Here is a 17,676-nt window from a genome sequence, read left to right on the forward strand (position 1 = left end):
AAGCACCTTTTTGCGAGCGAGGACAGCGATGGTGTCGGGCAGGCGAGGGGAGAAGCGGCAGGAGCAGCAGGCATTCGCGCTCAAGGGCACGATGCCCGCGATGACGATGCTCTGTCTGCGGACGGCGGATGTCTCGGCCATCGAGCGTCAACTGGCCGACCACATCTCGCAGATGCCGCACTTCTTCCTGCACCTGCCGATCCTGCTCGACCTCGACGCCCTCGGCGACGAGCCCGTCGACCTCGGGGCCCTCGCCGGGCTGCTGCGCAAGCACAACCTCGTGCCCATCGCCGTGCGCAACCCGACGGACGCCCAGCGCGAGCGGGCCGTCGCCGCCGGCCTCGGCGTGCTGCGGACGCCGCTCACGCGCTCGCCGCGAAGGGACGCAGCGGGCGAGGGGAACACCCCCACGCCGGGGCCCGTGGCGGTAGGGCCTGCGGGGGCGGACCGCGGCACGGCTGGGCCCGCCCGGCGCCCGAGGGACGCCGCGCCGGCGCCGGACGTGGCCGGCGAGCCGCCGCCCGCGGGCCTCACCGTGCGGCAGCCGGTGCGCAGCGGGCAGGTCATCTATGTCCCCCACGGCGATCTCGTGGTCCTCTCGCCGGTCAGCTCGGGCGCGGAGCTCATCGCCAACGACAACATCCACGTCTACGCGCCGCTCCGCGGCCGCGCCATGGCCGGCGCCCACAACAACGCGGACGCGAGCATCTTCTGCATGAGCCTCGAGGCGGAGTTCGTCTCGATCGCCGGCCGCTACCTCATGGCCGACGAGATCCCCGACGAGCACCGCGGCAAGCCCGCACGCATCTCGGTGCAGAACGACGGGCTCGTGATCACGCGGCTCTAGCGCTCAGGCGCCCTCCGGCGGGGATCCCAGCGCCGACGGCGTTCCGTCGAGCCCGTCGAGCCGTTCGGGACGCCCCGGCTGGCCACCCGGGGCGAACTGCCCGCCGGGGGCCTCGCCGTCATGGGCTCCCGAGCCTCCTCCACGGAGGACCACCCGGGACGAGCGCGTTCGTACTGGCAGCTTTCGCCGCAGATCCGCCGCTCACGCATGGCAGCTGACGTTCGGCTCGAACGCCCTCTGCCGGACCAGAGACGGTCGACATCTCGCGTCCGGACCACCGCGGAGACACCGGTGACAGATCTGGATAGGCGCGATGGTGCGAGGACGAACCCCGTGTTCCCGCAAGCTGGCGACGCTGGAAGAAACAGTTATCGTCCAGCGCGACTACCCTGAAACAAAACCACCAGCTGAAAAAGCTCTTGCACCGGCGCAGTCGTGGAATAGCTTACCGCTCGCTGTCACGCAGAGCTCGACGGAGCGCGTGACCGCCTTCGGGCCCGCAAGAGGCAGGTGAGCTGGCGCCAGACGTCGCCGAACCACAGGCCGATGCGGAGCTGTGCGCCGGGAGCGATGCCCCGGCGTGGGATAATTGATCTGTGGTCATAATGGGAGGGTTTCCATGAAGAAGTCGCTTATCTCGCTCGTTGTCCTTTCCGCCGCGACGCTCTCCACCAGCGCGATGGCGATCGACATCGACAAGGAACTGAAGATCGAAATCGACTTTGCCTTCGGCGTCTCCGCTGCAAACACGGCGAAGTGCGATCCTTCTTTTCTCCAGGACGACGATGAAGGGAGAATCCTCGGTTACCCGGCGGAGTTCTGTGCGCACTCCTGCAAGGTGAAGTTCACCGGGGATTTGCTGGACAGCACCAACTTCTACCTCTTCGAGAAGATGACGACCGGCCACTACGATTGTGAGCAGTTCGACGAGGATCCGGTCGTTACCTTCGTCACCATCGATCCCGACAGGGTGAGCAAGCTCTTCTTCAAGAATGCGAAGCGGAAGCTGCGGGCGTTTTCGGGTGGCGAGGACGCCATGGGCAACCTCTGGGGCGCGTGCAGCTTCAAGGAGCTCGGCTTCGTCAACTACAGCTGCAATTTTCTGAGCCAGGACGATGACGCGACGGAGGTGGAGCCGGAGGAGGAAGTGGAGGAGGGGACCGGCGAGGAGTAGCCGACGGACGGCTGATCCTCGACGCACGATCCGGAGGGCCGCAGATCGGCGGCCGGCCGGAGCTCCCGGGGTGCACACGGGAGCTCCGGTGACCGACGACAGCGCGCGCTCCGGTCTCTGACGGGAAGGGAGTCGCCGGCTTTCGCCGGCGGCTCTCCCTTTTTGTGCAAGGCGTCTGCCGCACGGTCGCGCGCTCGCCGGGGTACGCCACATGGAGACACGACGATGCAACAGCACAGCTCGCGAACAAGCACACTTCACCGGTTCTCTGGCAGGCTCCTCCTGCTCGCCCTGCTCGCCATCGCGATCGCGGCCGCGGTGCTGTTGCTCGCGCGCCCCTGGGCCGAAGAGACCCTCTCTGCGAGCAGCGAGGAGGCCGGAGGCGAGACACGGAGGAGGCCGCCCACCTACAGGAACCGGGCCATCCTGAGATCCCCCGCGCCGTCCCAGCCGCGCGAGCCCGAGAGCCCGCGGATCGTCGGCGACGTCTATGACACGGACGGCAACACGCTCGCGGGCGCGACCGTCGCCGCGACGACCTTCGAAGTCGCGGGCAACATCCCCTCGACCGCGCGCGCCGTGAAGAGCGATGAGCGCGGGCGCTTCGAGCTCATCCTGCCGGACGGGACGTACCAGCTCAAGGTCGATCTGGCCGGCTACGGCCCCACCACCGCGGTCGCGCACAGCGGCGACACCGTGAGCCTCGTGCTCCCGCGGAGCGGCGTCATCACCGGGCGCGTCCTCGACGAGCGCAAGGAGCCGGTGCGCCGCTTCACCATCGATGTCCTCTCCGCCGTTCCCGAGGACGTGCCGGCCCCGCCGCCGATGTATTCGAGGACGTTCGACAGCCCCGATGGGACCTTCCGCATCGACCAGATTCCCGCCTGGGACGTGATCCTCAAGGCCACGGCCGAGGAGCACGCGCCGGCGTTCTCCGACTCGCTCTCCGTGGAGCGCGGCGACACGGGCACGGTGGAGCTCGCGCTCTCCCGCGGGTGCGCCCTCTCGGGGAGGGTGGAGGACCCGCAGGGCACGCCGCTGCCCGGCGTGTTCGTCGACGCCGAGTCGCGCCTCGGCACCGGCTCCCTGAGCGAGCAGACCCTCCGGTCCTCGGCCGACGTGCAGCAGACGCAGACCGAGGACGACGGCACCTTCCGGCTCGACCATGTGCCCACGGGGGAGGTCCACGTGCGCGCCTACGACGGGAGCCACGCGGTGACCCTGCTGGCCATGAGCATCGCCGACTGTGGCAAGGTGGAGCCGGTCAAGGTGGTCATGTCCCCCGGCGGGAGCATCCGCGGCGTGGCGCGCCGGGAAGACGGCTCGCCGATCCCCCACGCAAAGCTCACGCTCCTCGCCCGCTCGGTCGGCTTCGTGAGCGTGTTGGCCGATGAAGAGGGGCGCTATCGCATCGGCGACCTGCCCGCCGGGAGGGTGCGTGTCGAGCTGCGCGAGGGGAGCCGGGCGACCATGGTGTCCGTGAACGTTACGGAGGGGAAGACGGTGAAGCGCGATATCTCCCTCTTCGGCGAGGGGACCGGGGAGCTCCGCGGACGCGTCACCGCCGGCGACAAGCCCCTCGCCGGGATCCGCCTCCTCATCGCCGCGAACCGCGGCCGCAAGCCGGGCTTCGAGCGCCACACGCCGGTGACCGACAAGGACGGCACCTTCCGTGTGCCCTCCCTCGCCGCGGGGAACTATGTGATCACCGTCATGACCACCCCGGTGGGCCAGGGCATCCGCGTCGAGGAGGGCGGCGTCACCACCGTGAACCTCGACGTGACCCCGAGGCCCGCCGCCGAGGACACGAACTGAGCCGCCGCCCCCGGCCCGGCCGGGGCCTTCACCTCGGCCGGAGCTCGGTCAGGACGAGCAGGTACTCCGGCGGGTTGTTCGGCGTCAGCTTGGCGTACGGGTTCTCCGTGGTGGGAAAGCCGGTGAACCGCTTCGTGCTGTACTCGCCCCAGGACGGGTTCTTGAAGAGCGGGATCACCGGCGCGGCCTGCACGAAGATCATCTGCAGCGCGTCCAGGATGCGCTTCTGGTCGGCAGGGTCCGTCGCGTACTCGAACGCATGGAAGAGCCCGTCAGCCTCCCTGGCGCCGAACCGGTGCCAGTTGCGCGCCGAGATCTCGCCGACCGGCTTCACGAGCTCCGCGCTCATCAGGTCGCGGTAGAAGTTGTACGGCGTCGGCTCGACCGTTGTCCACCCCATCGACATGTCGAACATGCCCTTCTGCAGCGCCGCGAAGAACGCGCTGAAGTCGAGCGTCTTCATCGACGCCTCGATACCTAGGCTCTGCAGGTTCTGCGTGATGATCTGCACCGCGCGGACCCAGTCCGACCAGCCGCTGACCACGTTGATCTCGAAGCGCAGCGGCTTGCCGTTCCTCGTCCGGATCCCGTCGGCGCCCCGCGGGTAGCCCGCCTCGTCGAGGATCTGGTTCGCCCGCTGCGGGTCGAGCTTCACCCAGTCGCCCGCCGCCACCGCCTTCTCGTTCCGGAACCGCTCGTACGAGTCGTCGAGCCCCGTCGCGTCCGCGCCGTGCGTGTAGTTGTCAGCCGCGAGCTTGACGATCTGGTCCCGGTCGATGGCCATGCTGATCGCCTTGCGCACGCGCACGTCGTCGAACGGCTTCCTCGTCGCGTTCGGGTACAGCGTGGCCGTGCCGCCGACGAGCGGGAACCAGTAATGATGGTGCGCCGGATCCTTGGCGACGAAGACCCGCTCGATGTCGGGCACGAACGCGCCCGCCCAGTCGATCTCGCCGTTGACGAGCGCCAGGGTGACCTGATCGTTGCCCGGGTACGCCGGGAAGCGCAGCCCGTCGACCGCCGGCTTGCCCTCCTGCCAGTAGTGCGGGTTCTTGCCGAGCTCGTACACCTGGTTCTGGAAGACCTTCACCTCGGTGAAGGGCCCTGTCGCCACGGGGCTCTCGTTCGCGAACGTGACCGGGTCGGCGACGTCCTTCCAGATGTGCTCCGGCACGATCGGCTGGTGGCCGATGTAGCTGAGCCCGGGGACATACGACCGCCTCAGGACGAACTCGACGGTGGTCTCGTCCTCCGCGGTCACCGCGCCGAGGAACCTCCATACACCCGAGAGATCGAGCGCCGGATGCTTCTTGATCAGCGCGAACGTGAACGAGACGTCCTTCGCCGAGAAGGGCTTTCCGTCCGACCACTTGACGCCGGAGCGGGTCGTGAACGTGAGCTTCCTGTTCCCGTCGCTCCACGCATACCTGGTCGCGAGCCACGGCGTGTAGTCGGTCCTCATCGTGTTGTAGACGAGCAGCGGCTCGTAGATGCCGGCGACCGTCGGAAAGCGCACGTTCCCCTCGGCGAGCAGGGGGTTGAAGTTGCGCACCCAGGTGGCCTGCTGCTCCCGCGCGATCGTGACCATCGCCGCGCCCTTCGCGGGCTTCGGCGTGGGCGCCGCCGGCGCCGACGCCGGCGTCGCCGCCTGCTCCGGAGCGGCGGAGGTGTTCTGCGTTCCTCCCTTGGAGCGACAGCCCGCCGTGGCACCACCCGACAGGACCAGCGCCGACAGGATGAAAGCATGGCGCGGCATGGCTCGACTCATCCCAGGCATCAAGTTCTCCACGCGGGCGACCTCGGTCTCCCTGCGACGCTCCATTTCAATGACAGCACCCGATCCCGCGCCCGATGAGGCGCCGCGACATCACGCTCGCCCGAGGACCCCCGGGGCAGTGCGCGACGTCCCGGTGGTCACACTCTATCGGTGCGTGTGGGCACGCGTCAACTTACCGGCCTTGCCTGATTTCTGGATCTCCTCGCGTCCTTTCGCGAAACTGGCGGCGGCTCGGGGACCCGACCGGGCGGACAGGAGGCTCCGTACGCGTGGAGGCCCTTCCAAGGAGCGGACCGTGACCACCCCCATCTCGCGACTCTTCGTCGACCTGAGCCACGCCGTCGAGCACGGCATGATCACGTACAAGGGCGTGCCGGCGCCCGTCCTCTGCGATTTCCTCTCGCGCGAGCAGTCGCGCGGCGTCTACGCGGAAGGCGTCGAATTCCACATCGGCCGCATCGACATGGTCGCGAACACGGGCACCTACTTGGACAGCCCGTTCCATCGCTATGCAGAGGGCAAGGACCTCGCCGGCCTGCCGCTCGAATCGCTGGCCGATCTGGAGAGCGTGGTCATCGAGGCGCGCGGCCGGTCCGGGCGCGCCATCGACGCCGACGCCTTCGAGGGGCTCGATCTCGCCGGGAAGGCCGTCCTCGTGCGCACGGGGTGGAGCGCCCACTGGCGCACCGACCGCTATTTCGAGGGGCACCCGTTCCTCACGCGGGACGCGGCGCAGCTCCTCGCCGGCGCCGGCGTCGCGTTCGTGGGCGTCGACACCTACAACATCGATGACACGGCCGATCCCGCGCGGCCGGTCCACTCCGTCCTGCTCGGCGCGGACATCCCGATCTGCGAGCACATGACCGGGCTCGAAGCGCTCCCCGCCGCCGGGGCCCGCTTCTTCGCCGTTCCGGTGAAGGTCCGCGCCCTCGGTACGTTCCCGGTGCGCGCGTTCGCCATCGTGTGAATCGCACCGGCCGCGCGCGCCGTGCGGCCGACTGCGACGGACGCACGGCGCGCCGCGGAGGCGGCCGTGAGCGGCTCAGTCGCCGTCGAGCGGGAAGAGCTGCAGGTTCACGACGACCACGCGCTCGGGCGGCCGTGACTCGGCGATCACCGCGCGCATGTTCTGGAAATAGCTCACGTGGAGCTCGGAGAGCTTCACGAGGTCGGCCGCGGAGACGGTGAAGACGTTGAACGAGAAGCGCCCCTCGGCCTTGCGCGTGAGCCGCGAGAGCCCGACGCCGGCCCAGAAGGACTTGAGCCGGTGCTCTGCGTCCGGGTCGGGGCGCGTGTCCACCGTCCGGATCGGCGCGACGGTCCACCGCCCGCGGCTCTTCCGGATCTGGCCGGCCTCGGCGAGCCGTTCGAGGCAGCGCGCCTCGTCCTCGACGGGGAACCCGAGCCGCCGCGCGATCCAGCCCGGCTCGTGGCGCGGCAGCGCGCGGTACGACGGCATCTCCAGGGCGAGCAGAACGGCGGGGAGCAGCGGCTCCTCGTAGACGGCGCGGCGCTGGGCCTCGAGCGTGCGCCACGCCGCGCTCGCGGCCGGGAGCGCCGCCGGATCGGCGAAGAGCGCCACGAAGTCGAGCAGGCGCAGCGAGCAGGCCTCGACCATCCGCAGGAAGTCCGGGAGCCGCGGCTCGGCCTCGCCCGAGAGCCAGCGCGCGACCGCATAGCGGCTCCTGTCGGCGCGCCGCGCCACGTCGACGATGGGCGACATCGAGCGCATCTCCGAGAGGAGCGCCGCGACGCCCTCGGCGGACGCCGGGTCGGTGTGCGCGAGCCAGGCGGGCGTCGAGGGAAAGAAGCGCCCCACCGCCCCCGCGACGTCGAGGCCCGCGCGCCGCGCCGCCACGAGGAACGTGGCCGCGGTCGGCCAGCGCCTGCCGGACTCCCACGTGTAGACGACGTTGGTGCGGAAGCCGAGCCGGCGGCTGAAGGCGGGCTGCGAGCGCCGTCCGCGGAGCGCGCGGATCAGCTCTTTTGCGAGGGATTCATGGTCCACATAGCGCAGATTCGCACATCTGAAGGCCTGTTTGCGGTATGAAATGTGCGAAGCTGAGCTGGCGTCTCCTCGAGAGCGAACGCAAGGTAGGCCGCAGGAGGTCATGAACATGAGCGAGCGGCGTTGGCTTTCTTTGGCTCTTGCGGCGGCGACGGGCGTCGGGCTCCTCGGGTGCGTCGACGGCGCGGGCGGCGGCCCCCAGGGCGGCCAGATCGGCGGAGTCCAGGTCGAGGAGGGCGGGTGTGACGAGGAGAAGGAGGACATCGGCGCAGACGACGTCTCCCCGCTGGGCTTCTCGGCGCGAGAGGCGCTGTCGGCCATCTCCGGAGAGCGCTCCGCCCCGCTCACGTGGGCGAAGGGCGGAAGCACGACGGCGACCGTCTCCGTGGGCGAGCTCGCCGCCTCGCGCTTCGTGCGATCCACGCTGGCGGACAGCGAACCGGGCGGCGCCGAGCCGGCGCTCGCCGTGGACTGCTCGGATCACCTGCAGATCGACGTCCCGCTGGCCTTCTCGACCGAGGACGGCGCGTTCGACGAGTCGTTCGCGGTCACGCTCAGGATCTCGCAGATCGACGACGTCAGCTTCTATCACAAGATCGATCTGGCCGCGCTCCAGGGCTCGTACGAGGTCACCGAGGTCGATCCCGCGGAGTTCAGGGAGGTCGTCGTGTACCTGAGCGGCACGCTGAGCAGCAGCGTCGTCTCCGGCATGATCAGCGGGCTCGCCGAGAGCCACCCGACCGGGAGCGGACCGGACTCGACGATCTCGGCGCGGCCGTTCAGCGTGGCGGAGTTCTGAGCGCCGCGCCGCGCCCGGGCCCCGCGTCACGCGGAGCGGCGCAGCTGCTCGCGGATCTCCATCAGGATCTTTCCCAGCATGTTCCGCCCGCTCCCGTCGCCGCCGTCGGCCCAGTAGGCGTCGTTCTTCGTGTGCTCGACCAGCTCGGCGTCCCCGGTGTCGAGCAGGGCGCGCCGGAGATCCTCGTGCTGGGTGAACTTCGCCAGCACCACCTCGCGCATGATGTCGTCCTTCACCTGCTCCCAGTCGGGGCGCAGCGGGCGGCTCCGCTGGCGGCCCATGCGGGCGGCCTCGCCGGGGCCGGGGGCGTTGCGGATCACCTCCTCGTGGTCCGTGCCGGCGAACTTCTGGGCCTGGAAGTAGTGCTCGGTCGTGGGCCACACCTTGCCTTGCAGCGAGACCGGGTGGCGCGAGAAGTTGGAGAAGGCCCCGTGGGCGTCGCCGGCGCGATAGAAGCGGATGACCGTCATGGCCCCAGTCTATCCCACGGCGCCCGCGACGCCGGGCGGGAACCGCGCGGGGCGGCTCCTGCCCGGCGGGCTGCGCGAGCCGCCCGCGGGTCGCGAGGTCGCCCCCTGCGCCACCTCGGCGCTGCCGGGTCGGACCCAGGATCCTCGGGCTTCGAGCTGCTGACGGCGCCGCACGAGGCCTTTCGCGCGCTGCGACCCCGCTACTGAATCACGCCAATCGTGTGGAGGAAGTCGTTGTAGGCGTCGATCTTGTCCGACGGGACCACGTCGAAGCCGATGTTGACTTTATTCCCGTCGACCATCAGCGGCGAGAGGATCTCCTTGGTGGCGTCGAGGCCGATGGTCTTGATGCCGTAGAGGATATAGGGCACGAGGTAACCCTCGTAGTACTGCCGCTGGGCGTGTGTGGCCCTGATGCGCTTCTGGCGCATGTAGTCGACGGTCTTCGGGTCGTAGTCGAACGCGACGATGGGGACACCCGGTATGCCCGCGGCGTCCGCGGCCAGCACGCACCGGTACGAGATGTTGAACAGGCCGAGGAGCCCGATGACGGGCGGATCCGCGGTCTCGATCCGGGACTTCATCCCGTCAACGTCGAAGGCCTCGTTGTCGGCGCCGAAGCTGGCCTGGCTCACGACGAACGTGTAGCCGGCATCCCCGATCACCTCCTGCGCCGACAGCGTCCGTTCGTATCCGTCGATCCAATCCGTGCCGGTGCTGCCGTGGATCAACACCGTGCCTGGAGGCTCGGGCAGCATCGTGAGCAGGGTCGTCGCGGCCATGGCGCCGGCAGACTTGTTGAGCGAGCCGACGTAGAGCGAGCGCTTCGAGGCGGCCATATCGGTGTCGAGCGTCACCACGTGGACCCCGTTCGCGACCGCCTTGTCGATGGCGGCTGCGTTGATGTCGCCGAAGGGCGAGACGGCGATCCCCCCGGCGCCGTCCGCCACCGCCAGCTCGATCTGCTGGTTCTGGAGGTCCTGCGTTGTCGAAGCATCGTCCGACTGGTCAATGGGCCCGAGCACATTCCCTGTGACCTCGAGCTCCCCCATGGCTCGGTTCGCCCCCGTGGCGATCGGCTCGAAGAAGTCGGAGAGGCTCTTCAGCAGGACCACCATCTGCATCGGCTCGAGCGAGCTCTTATTGAGCTCGGCGATGAGGCTGTCGACGGTCGCCTCGAGCTCCACGGGAGTGAACTCGTTGTCTGGCGCCTGCGCTCGGGTGATGGGCGTGGTGTCCGTGCCCTGGTCGGCGAGATCGCTCGAACCGCACGCCGCCGTGGTCAGCGTCAACCCGAAAGCCGCCATCCAGCATCGTCCAATCGTCGTCATGAGATCCCTCCTCCTCGTCCGTGGGCTCGCTCGGTCGCGGGCGGTGTCCCAGCGTGCCTGCTCGATCTTTCTTGCTACGACGTCTGGGAACGGGCCGTCAAGTGGCATGAAACCGATCGGCGAGGAATGGGATGGGGATCGCAGTCAAGCTCAAGCCATTGATGTAGTCCGGAGCACGATGGCCGGCGTCCATCCTCGGAAATCGCGCTCATGTCGCGCTCATATTGCGCTCATATTGCGCTCATTGTCCGTGGATCGCGGTTGTTAGGCCGAAATGTGAGCATCGGCGCGAGAGGAGAGGGACCCCTGGGCAGCCGGCGAGGCGGCGCGATCTCGCGCACCTTCTCGGCGCGCAGAGCCATGGTCTCCCAGGCTCGTCCCTGGACCCGTGCCCACGTCAGGCCCCCAGGCGCCAGCGGCTCCGACGTCTGCTGGAGGTGCGTGCGGGTGAGCTGCATCCGCGACTCGGTGAGGTACTGCATGGCGGGTTCACCGACTTGCCGGCCGCCTGGTTGCCGGTCGCGACCATAGAAATCGTTCAGGTTCCCGCCGTTGAGCGCGAACCAGAACACATCGACGCGGAACACATCGGCGCCGTAAGAGGGGCTCATCCAGAAGTCGCTCTTCCTCGCGGCGTAGAGCTCGCACGAGAACGAGCCGGTGTGCTGGTACGCCGTCGCTGCGTCGCCGCCCCCGTCATACCACGTCTTGAGACCTCCGCCGTCTTCTCCACGGGGATCCAGAGCTCCGTGAACCACGTGGGCCAGAGCTGGTCGTCCATCTGGTTGTCCATCGGCAGGCCGCACATCCACGTATCCCAGAACTCTTGCGTTCCGATCGGGACAAATGCGCTCAGGATGTCCTTGATGAGATACGGCATCTCCCGCTCGAGGAAGCTCGCGAGGATCTGCGCCTGCTGCGAGCCGAGCGCCCCGTTCAGGAGCAGCGCCACGAGCTCCGTGATGATGCCGGCGATGACGTCATGAAGCAGGCCCCCTTCCTTGCGCTCGACCGAGCCGAGCAGCGCGCGCGTGTGCTCCTGGCCCTCCAGCGACCTGGACCGCTTGGCGAGCGCATCCCTGAGAACGCCGCCGAGATAGCCGAGCACCTCCGCCTGCGTGATCTTGCGGGTGTGCGTCTTCTCGGGCGTGGGCCCTGTCGAGCATCACGTCCATGGTGCCGTCTGAAAGGATTGCTGCCGCCACGAAAATGATGCCTTTTCTCATGATAAGCTCCGCTTGGTTGTTGAGCTGAGCGAGAGGGGTCCAGGAATGGGCGTGAGCTGCCCCGAGAGCTCCCCGAGGACCGTAATATGACGCTCCCCCGGCAATCACGGCGGCCTCGGTTCTCGAGGCTCGGCTGGATCCTGCGCCGCCGCTCGATCGTTACCTGGTGGATGCCGGCGACCGCGGTCGTCCTTCGCTCGAATCGCACAGACGGTTTTTCTCTGCGGTGCGCATCACGACGATCCTATCGATCGGAAGCGCGGGGCGCCCTGGATGCACGATTGCACGATGACGGAGGTCGCCCCGCGCGACGGCGCGGCTCAGCGGGACGGCTGCGCGCCCTGCTCCCCCAGCCACGCGCGGGCGAGCGCGAGCGTGCGGGCGTTCTCGGGCCCGTTCGCGGGCGTCGCGAGCACGCAGGGCGCCAGCGGGGGACCGCGCTCTGGCACGGCGAGACGCGAGGCGGACGCGTGCACAGAGGCCTCGCGACACCGCCGTGGACGGACGCACGCGGAGCCGGGCCATCATCGAGCAGACGAGCACCTTACGAGCGGCCACATGCGACGGTGACCTTGACGCTCGTCGCGAAGCACGCTCATACTCGGCCGTGCTTCGCTCCGGTGCTCAGCGATCCCCAGACGCGATGTAGCGCCCATGCGTGACGCGAACGAGCACAGCGCCTGCGTCGATGCATGGATGCAGCGGACCACCGAGGGCTTACCAGCCGAGCGCCTCGTCCAGGTCTTCGAACGCGCCTTCGCCTCCCTGTGGCGGCGCGCCCTGGTCACCCTCGGAGAGGTCACGCTCGGCGCCATCCTGAGTCGCGTGCTCCACAACGCCTCCGAGCGATACACGATGCTCTCGTCCCTCCGTGTGGAGTCGACCGGGCTCTGTTGCGAGAAGCTCCACGATCGCGCGGGCGGCCTGCGCCGCGACCAGCTCGCGGAGGGGATCCGGTTCATCATGATCGAGTTCCTCGTCGTCCTCGGAAACCTGACGGCGGAGATCCTCACGCCGGCGCTTCACGCGGAGCTCTCGAATTTCGCGCGGCAGGAGGAGGCGGGCGGGACCGAGCGAGGCACGGCGAGCGCGCCCGGGTCCCACGAGGGCGAGGACGGCGAGGGAGCTGAGTCATGACGAAGAAGACGGCCATCGCGCGCATCGAGACGGGGGTGCGAAATCTGGATGCGCTGCTTGACGGTGGGCTGCCGAAGGGCTCGGTCATCGTGATCGCCGGCCCGCCGGGCGCGGGCAAGACGATCCTCACCCAGCAGATCTGCTTCCACAACGCCTCGGCCACGGCGCGGGTCCTCTACTTCAACACGCTCTCGGAGCCCACGGCGAAGACGCTGCGCTTCCTGAGCCAGTTCGACTTCTTCGACGCCAAGCAGCTCGACGAGGCCATCCAGTTCGTGGACCTCGGCGCCATCTTTCGGACGAAGGGCCTCGACGGGACCTCGGCGCTCATTATGGAGCACGTCAAGAAGGTCAAGCCGGCCATGGTCGTCATCGACAGCTTCAAGGTCTTCGACGATCTCGCGGGGTCGAAGGAAGAGCTCCGGAAGTTCGGCTACGAGCTCGCGATCAGCCTCATGGCGTGGGAGACCACCACGTTCCTCCTCGGAGAGTTCGGGCAGAGCGAGATCGAGACGAACCCCCTGTTCTCGATCGTCGACGGGCTGATCCTGGCCCGCCAGCGCGAGGAGTCCGGCGAGCAGCGGCGGGTCCTCCAGATCGTCAAGATGCGCGGCACCGACCACAGCCGTGACGAGCACGCGTTCATCATCACGCAGGCCGGCATCGACGTGTTCGCGCCTCGCCTCACCATCCACCGGGAGGACGTCGGGGGCAACGAGCCGCGCCTCAAGACCGGCATCTCGCGGCTCGACGACCTCCTCGGAGACGGGATCCCGCGCGGCTCCAGCCTCCTCATCGCCGGCGTGGCGGGGACCGGCAAGACGGTGCTCTCGCTCGAGTTCATCTACAGGGGCGCGAAGGCCGGCGAGAGAGGGATCTACTTCTCCTTCGAGGAGAGCGAGGCGCGGCTGCTCGCGACCGCCCGCGGCCTCGGCTGGGACATCGACGCCGAGATCGAGCGCGGGATGATCGAGATCGTGTTCATCCCGCAGCCCAACATCATGGTGGAGGGGCACCTGCTCATGATGAACGAGCGGATCCTCGGTATGAAGGCGAGGCGCGTGGCGGTCGATTCGGTCTCGGTCTTCCTGCACAAGGTCAAGGACCCGCAGATCGACCGGGAGAAGATCTTCCAGCTCGCGAGCGTCGTCCACAACGCGCAGGCGGTCGGCTTCTTCGCCACCGACATCCCCTACGGCGCCAACCAGATCAGCCGCTTCGGCGTCGAGGAGACCGTGGTCGACGGGGTCGTCCTCCTCTCCTCGACGGAGGAAGGGCTCGAGCGCCAGCGCTACATCGAGATTTACAAGCTGAGGAACACCGCCCACCTCAAGGGTCGACACAGCATCATGATCGGCCCGACCGGGATCATCATTTATCCCCGATACAGCGCGGATGCGGCGTTCGCCGAGCCGCCGCTACCCCTGGAGACGGAGCTGCGCCTGCCCTCCGGGGTACCCGGGTTCGACGCGCTGCTCGGCGGAGGGCTGCTCGCGCGCAGCGTCACCCTCCTCTCCGGGAGCGCGGGCATCGGGAAGAGCACCCTGTCGCTGCAGTTCATCCTCGAAGGCTGCAAGCGCGGGGAGCCGGGGCTCTACGTGGCGCTCGAGGAGGGGCCCGCACAGATCATCCGTGCCGCGGGCGCCCTGGGGCTGCCCCTCCAGGAGGCGACCGAGCAGGGGCTCGCCGAGGTCATCTATCTCTCGCGGGAGCGTGTCCGCCCGAGTCAGCTCCTCTCGCTCCTGACCGACAAGATCCGCGCGCAGAAGACGCGTAGGTTCGTCCTCGACAGCGTGAGCCAGCTCGAGACCGAGGGCATCGCGGAGGATGAGCTGCGGCAACTCCTCTACGCGCTGGTCACGCGGTTCAAGGCGCTCGACGTGACCAGCCTGCTCACGCTCGAGTCGAGCGCGATGTACTCCAGCGAGACCGTCACCGACCGCCAGTTCTCTCCGGTGGCCGACAATCTCGTCGTGCTCCGGTATACGCGCCTGCCAGGAGAGATCCGGCCGACCCTGGTGGTCGTGAAGACGCGCGGCAGCGAGCACGACTTCGGCGCCTACTACTTCTCCGTCGGGAAGGGAGGCGTCCGGATCGGAGAGCGCGCCGGCGAGTCCTCCCTTTTGCCCGCGAAGAACAAGGCCTAGGGGGGCGGGGATGAGCGCCGAGCGTCGGACGAACGAGCCGCCAAGTTCTCCCCAGGAGGAGCCGAGGCGCGGCGACCAGCGCACGGAGGAGCAGCCGGAGCGGCGCGGCGACGACAGCTCGGCCTCCGGAGGTCTCGAGCGCGCGTATCTTCGCGTCCAGTACCTCTACGAGATCAGCAAGCAGCTCACGCAATTCGAAGGCGTCCGACGGACCGTCCCGGCGATCCTCGCGATCGTCGCGCGGGCGCTCCCCCTCCGCACCGCGCTCCTCATCCTGGAGATCCCAGGCCGCCTTCAGCCAGAGACCATCGTCTGGAACGCCGAAGAGGTCAGCGCCGATCGACTCGACGCCGCGAGGTCTCATGCCAGGACCTCGTACGCCTATCTCGCCGGATCGGACGCCGCGCGGTCGGCCGACCTGGAGGGCGAGCCGACCACGACGACCGTGCCTTCCGGAGAGCCTGCCAGGGGCCAGCGGGCGGAGGCAGAGGCGCGCGGGTACTTCGTCCTCCTCCCTCTCGTCGTCGAGCGGCGGCCGATCTTCGGCGCTCTCCAAGTCGAGGGAGCTGCCCGTCTGGAGGAGCCAGATCTCGTGTTCGTGAACGCGGTGGTCAACCAGCTCGCGATCGCGCTCGATCGCCAGGCGGCCATCGACGCCAAGCAGGCGGCCGCGGAGGCGGGGCGTGAGCTCGCCCAGCGGAGACAGGCCGAGTCCGACAGGCACCGGGCCGCCGCCGAGGCGTTGCGGCAGCGCTACGAGGCGCTGGTGGACAACCTCGATCGCTCGTTCGTGTGGGAGGCCGACGCGCGCACGTTTCAGCTCTCCTATGTGAGCGCGCGGGCCGAGGAGCTCCTCGGCTATCCGCGCGGGCGGTGGCTCGCGGAGCCCGACTTCTGGAGCCGCTGCGTCCACCCGGACGATCGCGGCGCGCTCGAGCAGACGTTTCGAAGGACGCTGGCCTCCGAGCAGGATCAGCGCTGCGACCATCGCTGTCGGACGGCGGACAGCGGCGTGCTCTGGCTCCACACCCGCGTGCACATGGAGAAGGACGGCGCCGGCGGGCCTCGGCTTCAAGGCGTCTCGATGGATGTCACCGCCGCGAGGGTGGCGGAGGAGCGGGTCCGTGACCAGCTCGAGTTCACGCGCGCGGTGACCGGCAGCATCGGCGAGGGCGTGCTCGCGATCGATCTCGAAGGGCGGATCACCTTCTTCAACCCCGCCGCCGAGCGCCTGCTCGGCTGGACAGCGGAGGAGGTCCTGGGGCGAGGCGTTCAGGAGGTCATCCGGATTCAACACGCGACCGGGACGTCCATACCTGACGAAGAGCACCCCGCGCTGCGAGCGATCCGGACGGGCGAGCCGGCCCGGGACGACGATGACCTGTTCGTACGCCGGGATCGAGCGGCCTTCCACGTCAGCTGCACGTTCGCCCCTCTGAAGCGAGAAGGGCAGGTGTCGGGGGCGGTGCTCGTCTTCCAGAACATCATGGAGGTGAGGCGCGCCGAGAAGGCGCAGCGATTGTTCGCGGAGGTCAGCTCGGTCCTCGCCTCGTCGCTCGACTACGCAGAGACGGTCGCCGCGATATCGCGTCTGTTCGTGCCCGCCCTCTCCGATCTCTACTTCGTCGATCTGATCGAGGAGGACGGCCGCGTCGAGCGCCTCCAGCAGACCTCCGTCGATCCCGCGAAGCAGGGGATGACCGAACGGATGGAGCAGATCGCCGGACGGCCGGGCCGGGAGACGCCGCAGGCAAGGGTGCTGCGGACGGGCGAGCCGCTCCTCATCCTCTCCGCGAGCACCGAGTTCGCCCTGAAGCGCATCGCCGACGACCAGGGCCATCAGGAGGCCCTGCACGCAGGAAGCTCGGGAACCGTCATGGTGGTGCCGCTCCTGGCCCGCGGGCGGACCATCGGCGCGCTCACGTTCGTGGGGACGGAGACGGGCCGCCGCTACTCCATCGCCGATCTGGCGGTGGCCGAAGAGGTGGCGCGCCGGACCGCCGTGGCCCTGGAGAACGCGCGCCTGTACCAGCAGGCGCGGCGGGCCATTCGCACGCGGAACGATCTCCTCGCCATCGTCTCTCACGACCTGAGAAACCCGTTGAGCACCGTCCTGGTGGCCTCGGCTCTCCTCATGCAGACGTTGCCAGCCGGCGAGTCGGGAGCGCAAGGCAGGAAGAAGGCCGAGATCATTCGCGCCGCTGCGCAGCACATGCTCCGGCTGATCGGCGACCTGCTCGACGTCGCCGCCATCGAGGCGGGTCGGCTGTCGATGGTGACGCAGAGGCACGCGACGGACGCTCTCGTCCACGACGCTCTCGCGATGCAGCAGACGCTGGCGACGGAGAAGCACGTGGTGCTCGAGGGCGAGCTCCCGGGCGGGGGCAGCTTCGAGGTGCTGTGCGATCGCGAGAGGGTCCTCCAGGTCCTGGCGAACCTGATCGGCAATGCGATCAAGTTCACGAGGGCGGGAGGGATCATCACCGTTCGAGCGGAGCCACGCGGTAACGAGGCGCTCTTCGCCGTGGCGGACACAGGGTCGGGGATTCCTCCGGATCAGCTCCTTCACGTCTTCGACGAGTTCTGGCAGGCGAAGGAGACGGCGCGTCTGGGGACCGGGCTGGGGCTCACGATCGCGAAGGGCTTCGTGGAGGCCCACGGCGGGAGGATCTGGGCGGAGAGTCGGCCCGGAGTTGGCACCACGTTCTTCTTCACGCTCCCGCTCGCCCCGCCGGAGGGAGCAGATCCGCGGGATTTATCGCGTGCCTACATGTAGGGAATTTGGATCCAGGTTGCCGGTCGGGGTACGCTGCAAGTTTCGCCGCAAAAAAGTTGTTCGTTCGGCGCGCCATGACGTACCCAGTCGAGCGCGCCCCCGGCCTCCATGGAATCGGGTGGGCGTCGAGCTCTCACCACGTCGACGGCGCCTCCTCAGCGCCGGAGAG

General features: G+C 68.7%; 15 protein-coding genes. 9 read left to right on the forward strand and 6 right to left on the reverse strand.

Annotated features, from left to right (window positions below; translation table 11 throughout):
* Nucleotides 1-28: 28 nt before the first annotated feature.
* The 3 genes from minC (at nt 29) to WMF28_RS16620 (ending at nt 3,836) form a co-directional block, all read left to right on the forward strand.
* Nucleotides 29-847 (forward strand): septum site-determining protein MinC, encoded by an 819-nt coding sequence (gene minC, locus WMF28_RS16610; RefSeq protein WP_437603216.1) that lies wholly within the window; start codon nt 29-31, stop codon nt 845-847.
* Nucleotides 848-1,466: 619 nt separating this feature from the next.
* Nucleotides 1,467-2,021, forward strand: a complete 555-nt coding sequence (locus WMF28_RS16615) for a hypothetical protein (RefSeq protein WP_437603217.1) — start codon at nt 1,467-1,469, stop codon at nt 2,019-2,021.
* Between the two features lie 225 nt (nt 2,022-2,246).
* Nucleotides 2,247-3,836: an MSCRAMM family protein gene (locus tag WMF28_RS16620; RefSeq protein ID WP_437603218.1), complete on the forward strand. Its 1,590-nt coding sequence runs from the start codon at nt 2,247-2,249 to the stop codon at nt 3,834-3,836.
* Between the two features lie 28 nt (nt 3,837-3,864).
* On the opposite strand, the gene WMF28_RS16625 is transcribed toward WMF28_RS16620, so the two are convergent.
* On the reverse strand, nt 3,865-5,592 hold the full coding sequence (locus WMF28_RS16625) for an ABC transporter substrate-binding protein (protein WP_437603219.1): 1,728 nt from the start codon (nt 5,590-5,592) through the stop codon (nt 3,865-3,867).
* Between the two features lie 316 nt (nt 5,593-5,908).
* Between WMF28_RS16625 and WMF28_RS16630 the strand changes: the two genes are divergently transcribed.
* Complete coding sequence (locus WMF28_RS16630) at nt 5,909-6,580, forward strand: cyclase family protein (protein WP_437603220.1); 672 nt, start codon at nt 5,909-5,911, stop codon at nt 6,578-6,580.
* Between the two features lie 75 nt (nt 6,581-6,655).
* Here the strand turns inward: WMF28_RS16630 and WMF28_RS16635 are convergent, their stop codons facing one another.
* Nucleotides 6,656-7,621 (reverse strand): DUF4423 domain-containing protein, encoded by a 966-nt coding sequence (locus WMF28_RS16635; protein WP_437603221.1) that lies wholly within the window; start codon nt 7,619-7,621, stop codon nt 6,656-6,658.
* Between the two features lie 109 nt (nt 7,622-7,730).
* Here WMF28_RS16635 and WMF28_RS16640 point away from each other — a divergent pair, with 109 nt between their 5' ends.
* A complete protein-coding gene (locus WMF28_RS16640) occupies nt 7,731-8,420 on the forward strand; it encodes a hypothetical protein (RefSeq protein WP_437603222.1) in 690 nt (229 codons plus the stop codon).
* Between the two features lie 26 nt (nt 8,421-8,446).
* On the opposite strand, the gene WMF28_RS16645 is transcribed toward WMF28_RS16640, so the two are convergent.
* The gene (locus WMF28_RS16645) at nt 8,447-8,890 is read right to left on the reverse strand and encodes an NADAR family protein (protein WP_437603223.1); all 444 of its coding nucleotides are present in this window, start codon (nt 8,888-8,890) and stop codon (nt 8,447-8,449) included.
* Between WMF28_RS16645 and WMF28_RS16650 the strand changes: the two genes are divergently transcribed.
* Nucleotides 8,889-9,053, forward strand: coding sequence for a hypothetical protein (locus WMF28_RS16650; RefSeq protein WP_437603224.1), 165 nt, complete (start codon nt 8,889-8,891; stop codon nt 9,051-9,053). The two genes, WMF28_RS16645 and WMF28_RS16650, sit on opposite strands and share 2 nt — an antisense overlap.
* A 37-nt stretch (nt 9,054-9,090) precedes the next feature.
* Here WMF28_RS16650 and WMF28_RS16655 read toward each other — a convergent pair whose 3' ends face one another.
* From WMF28_RS16655 to WMF28_RS16665, 3 genes are all read right to left on the reverse strand, one after another.
* Nucleotides 9,091-10,221 carry a sugar ABC transporter substrate-binding protein gene (locus tag WMF28_RS16655; protein ID WP_437603225.1) on the reverse strand — a complete coding sequence of 377 codons (1,131 nt, stop codon included), beginning with the start codon at nt 10,219-10,221 and terminating at the stop codon, nt 9,091-9,093.
* A 230-nt stretch (nt 10,222-10,451) separates the two neighbouring features.
* Nucleotides 10,452-10,832, reverse strand: coding sequence for a hypothetical protein (locus WMF28_RS16660; protein ID WP_437603226.1), 381 nt, complete (start codon nt 10,830-10,832; stop codon nt 10,452-10,454).
* Nucleotides 10,829-11,329, reverse strand: coding sequence for a hypothetical protein (locus tag WMF28_RS16665; protein ID WP_437603227.1), 501 nt, complete (start codon nt 11,327-11,329; stop codon nt 10,829-10,831). Before WMF28_RS16665 ends, WMF28_RS16660 begins: the two co-directional genes overlap by 4 nt.
* Before the next feature lie 772 nt (nt 11,330-12,101).
* Between WMF28_RS16665 and WMF28_RS16670 the strand changes: the two genes are divergently transcribed.
* From WMF28_RS16670 to WMF28_RS16680, 3 genes are read left to right on the forward strand one after another with little or no spacing between them, the layout of a single operon-like run.
* A complete protein-coding gene (locus tag WMF28_RS16670; RefSeq protein ID WP_437603228.1) occupies nt 12,102-12,584 on the forward strand; it encodes a hypothetical protein in 483 nt (160 codons plus the stop codon).
* Nucleotides 12,581-14,731 (forward strand): ATPase domain-containing protein, encoded by a 2,151-nt coding sequence (locus WMF28_RS16675; RefSeq protein ID WP_437603229.1) that lies wholly within the window; start codon nt 12,581-12,583, stop codon nt 14,729-14,731. Before WMF28_RS16670 ends, WMF28_RS16675 begins: the two co-directional genes overlap by 4 nt.
* A 10-nt stretch (nt 14,732-14,741) precedes the next feature.
* Nucleotides 14,742-17,507, forward strand: a complete 2,766-nt coding sequence (locus tag WMF28_RS16680) for a sensor histidine kinase (protein WP_437603230.1) — start codon at nt 14,742-14,744, stop codon at nt 17,505-17,507.
* Nucleotides 17,508-17,676 lie beyond the last annotated feature (169 nt).

The sequence above is a fragment of the Sorangium sp. So ce590 genome, assembly GCF_051521365.1.
Lineage (GTDB): Bacteria > Myxococcota_A > Polyangia > Polyangiales > Polyangiaceae > Sorangium.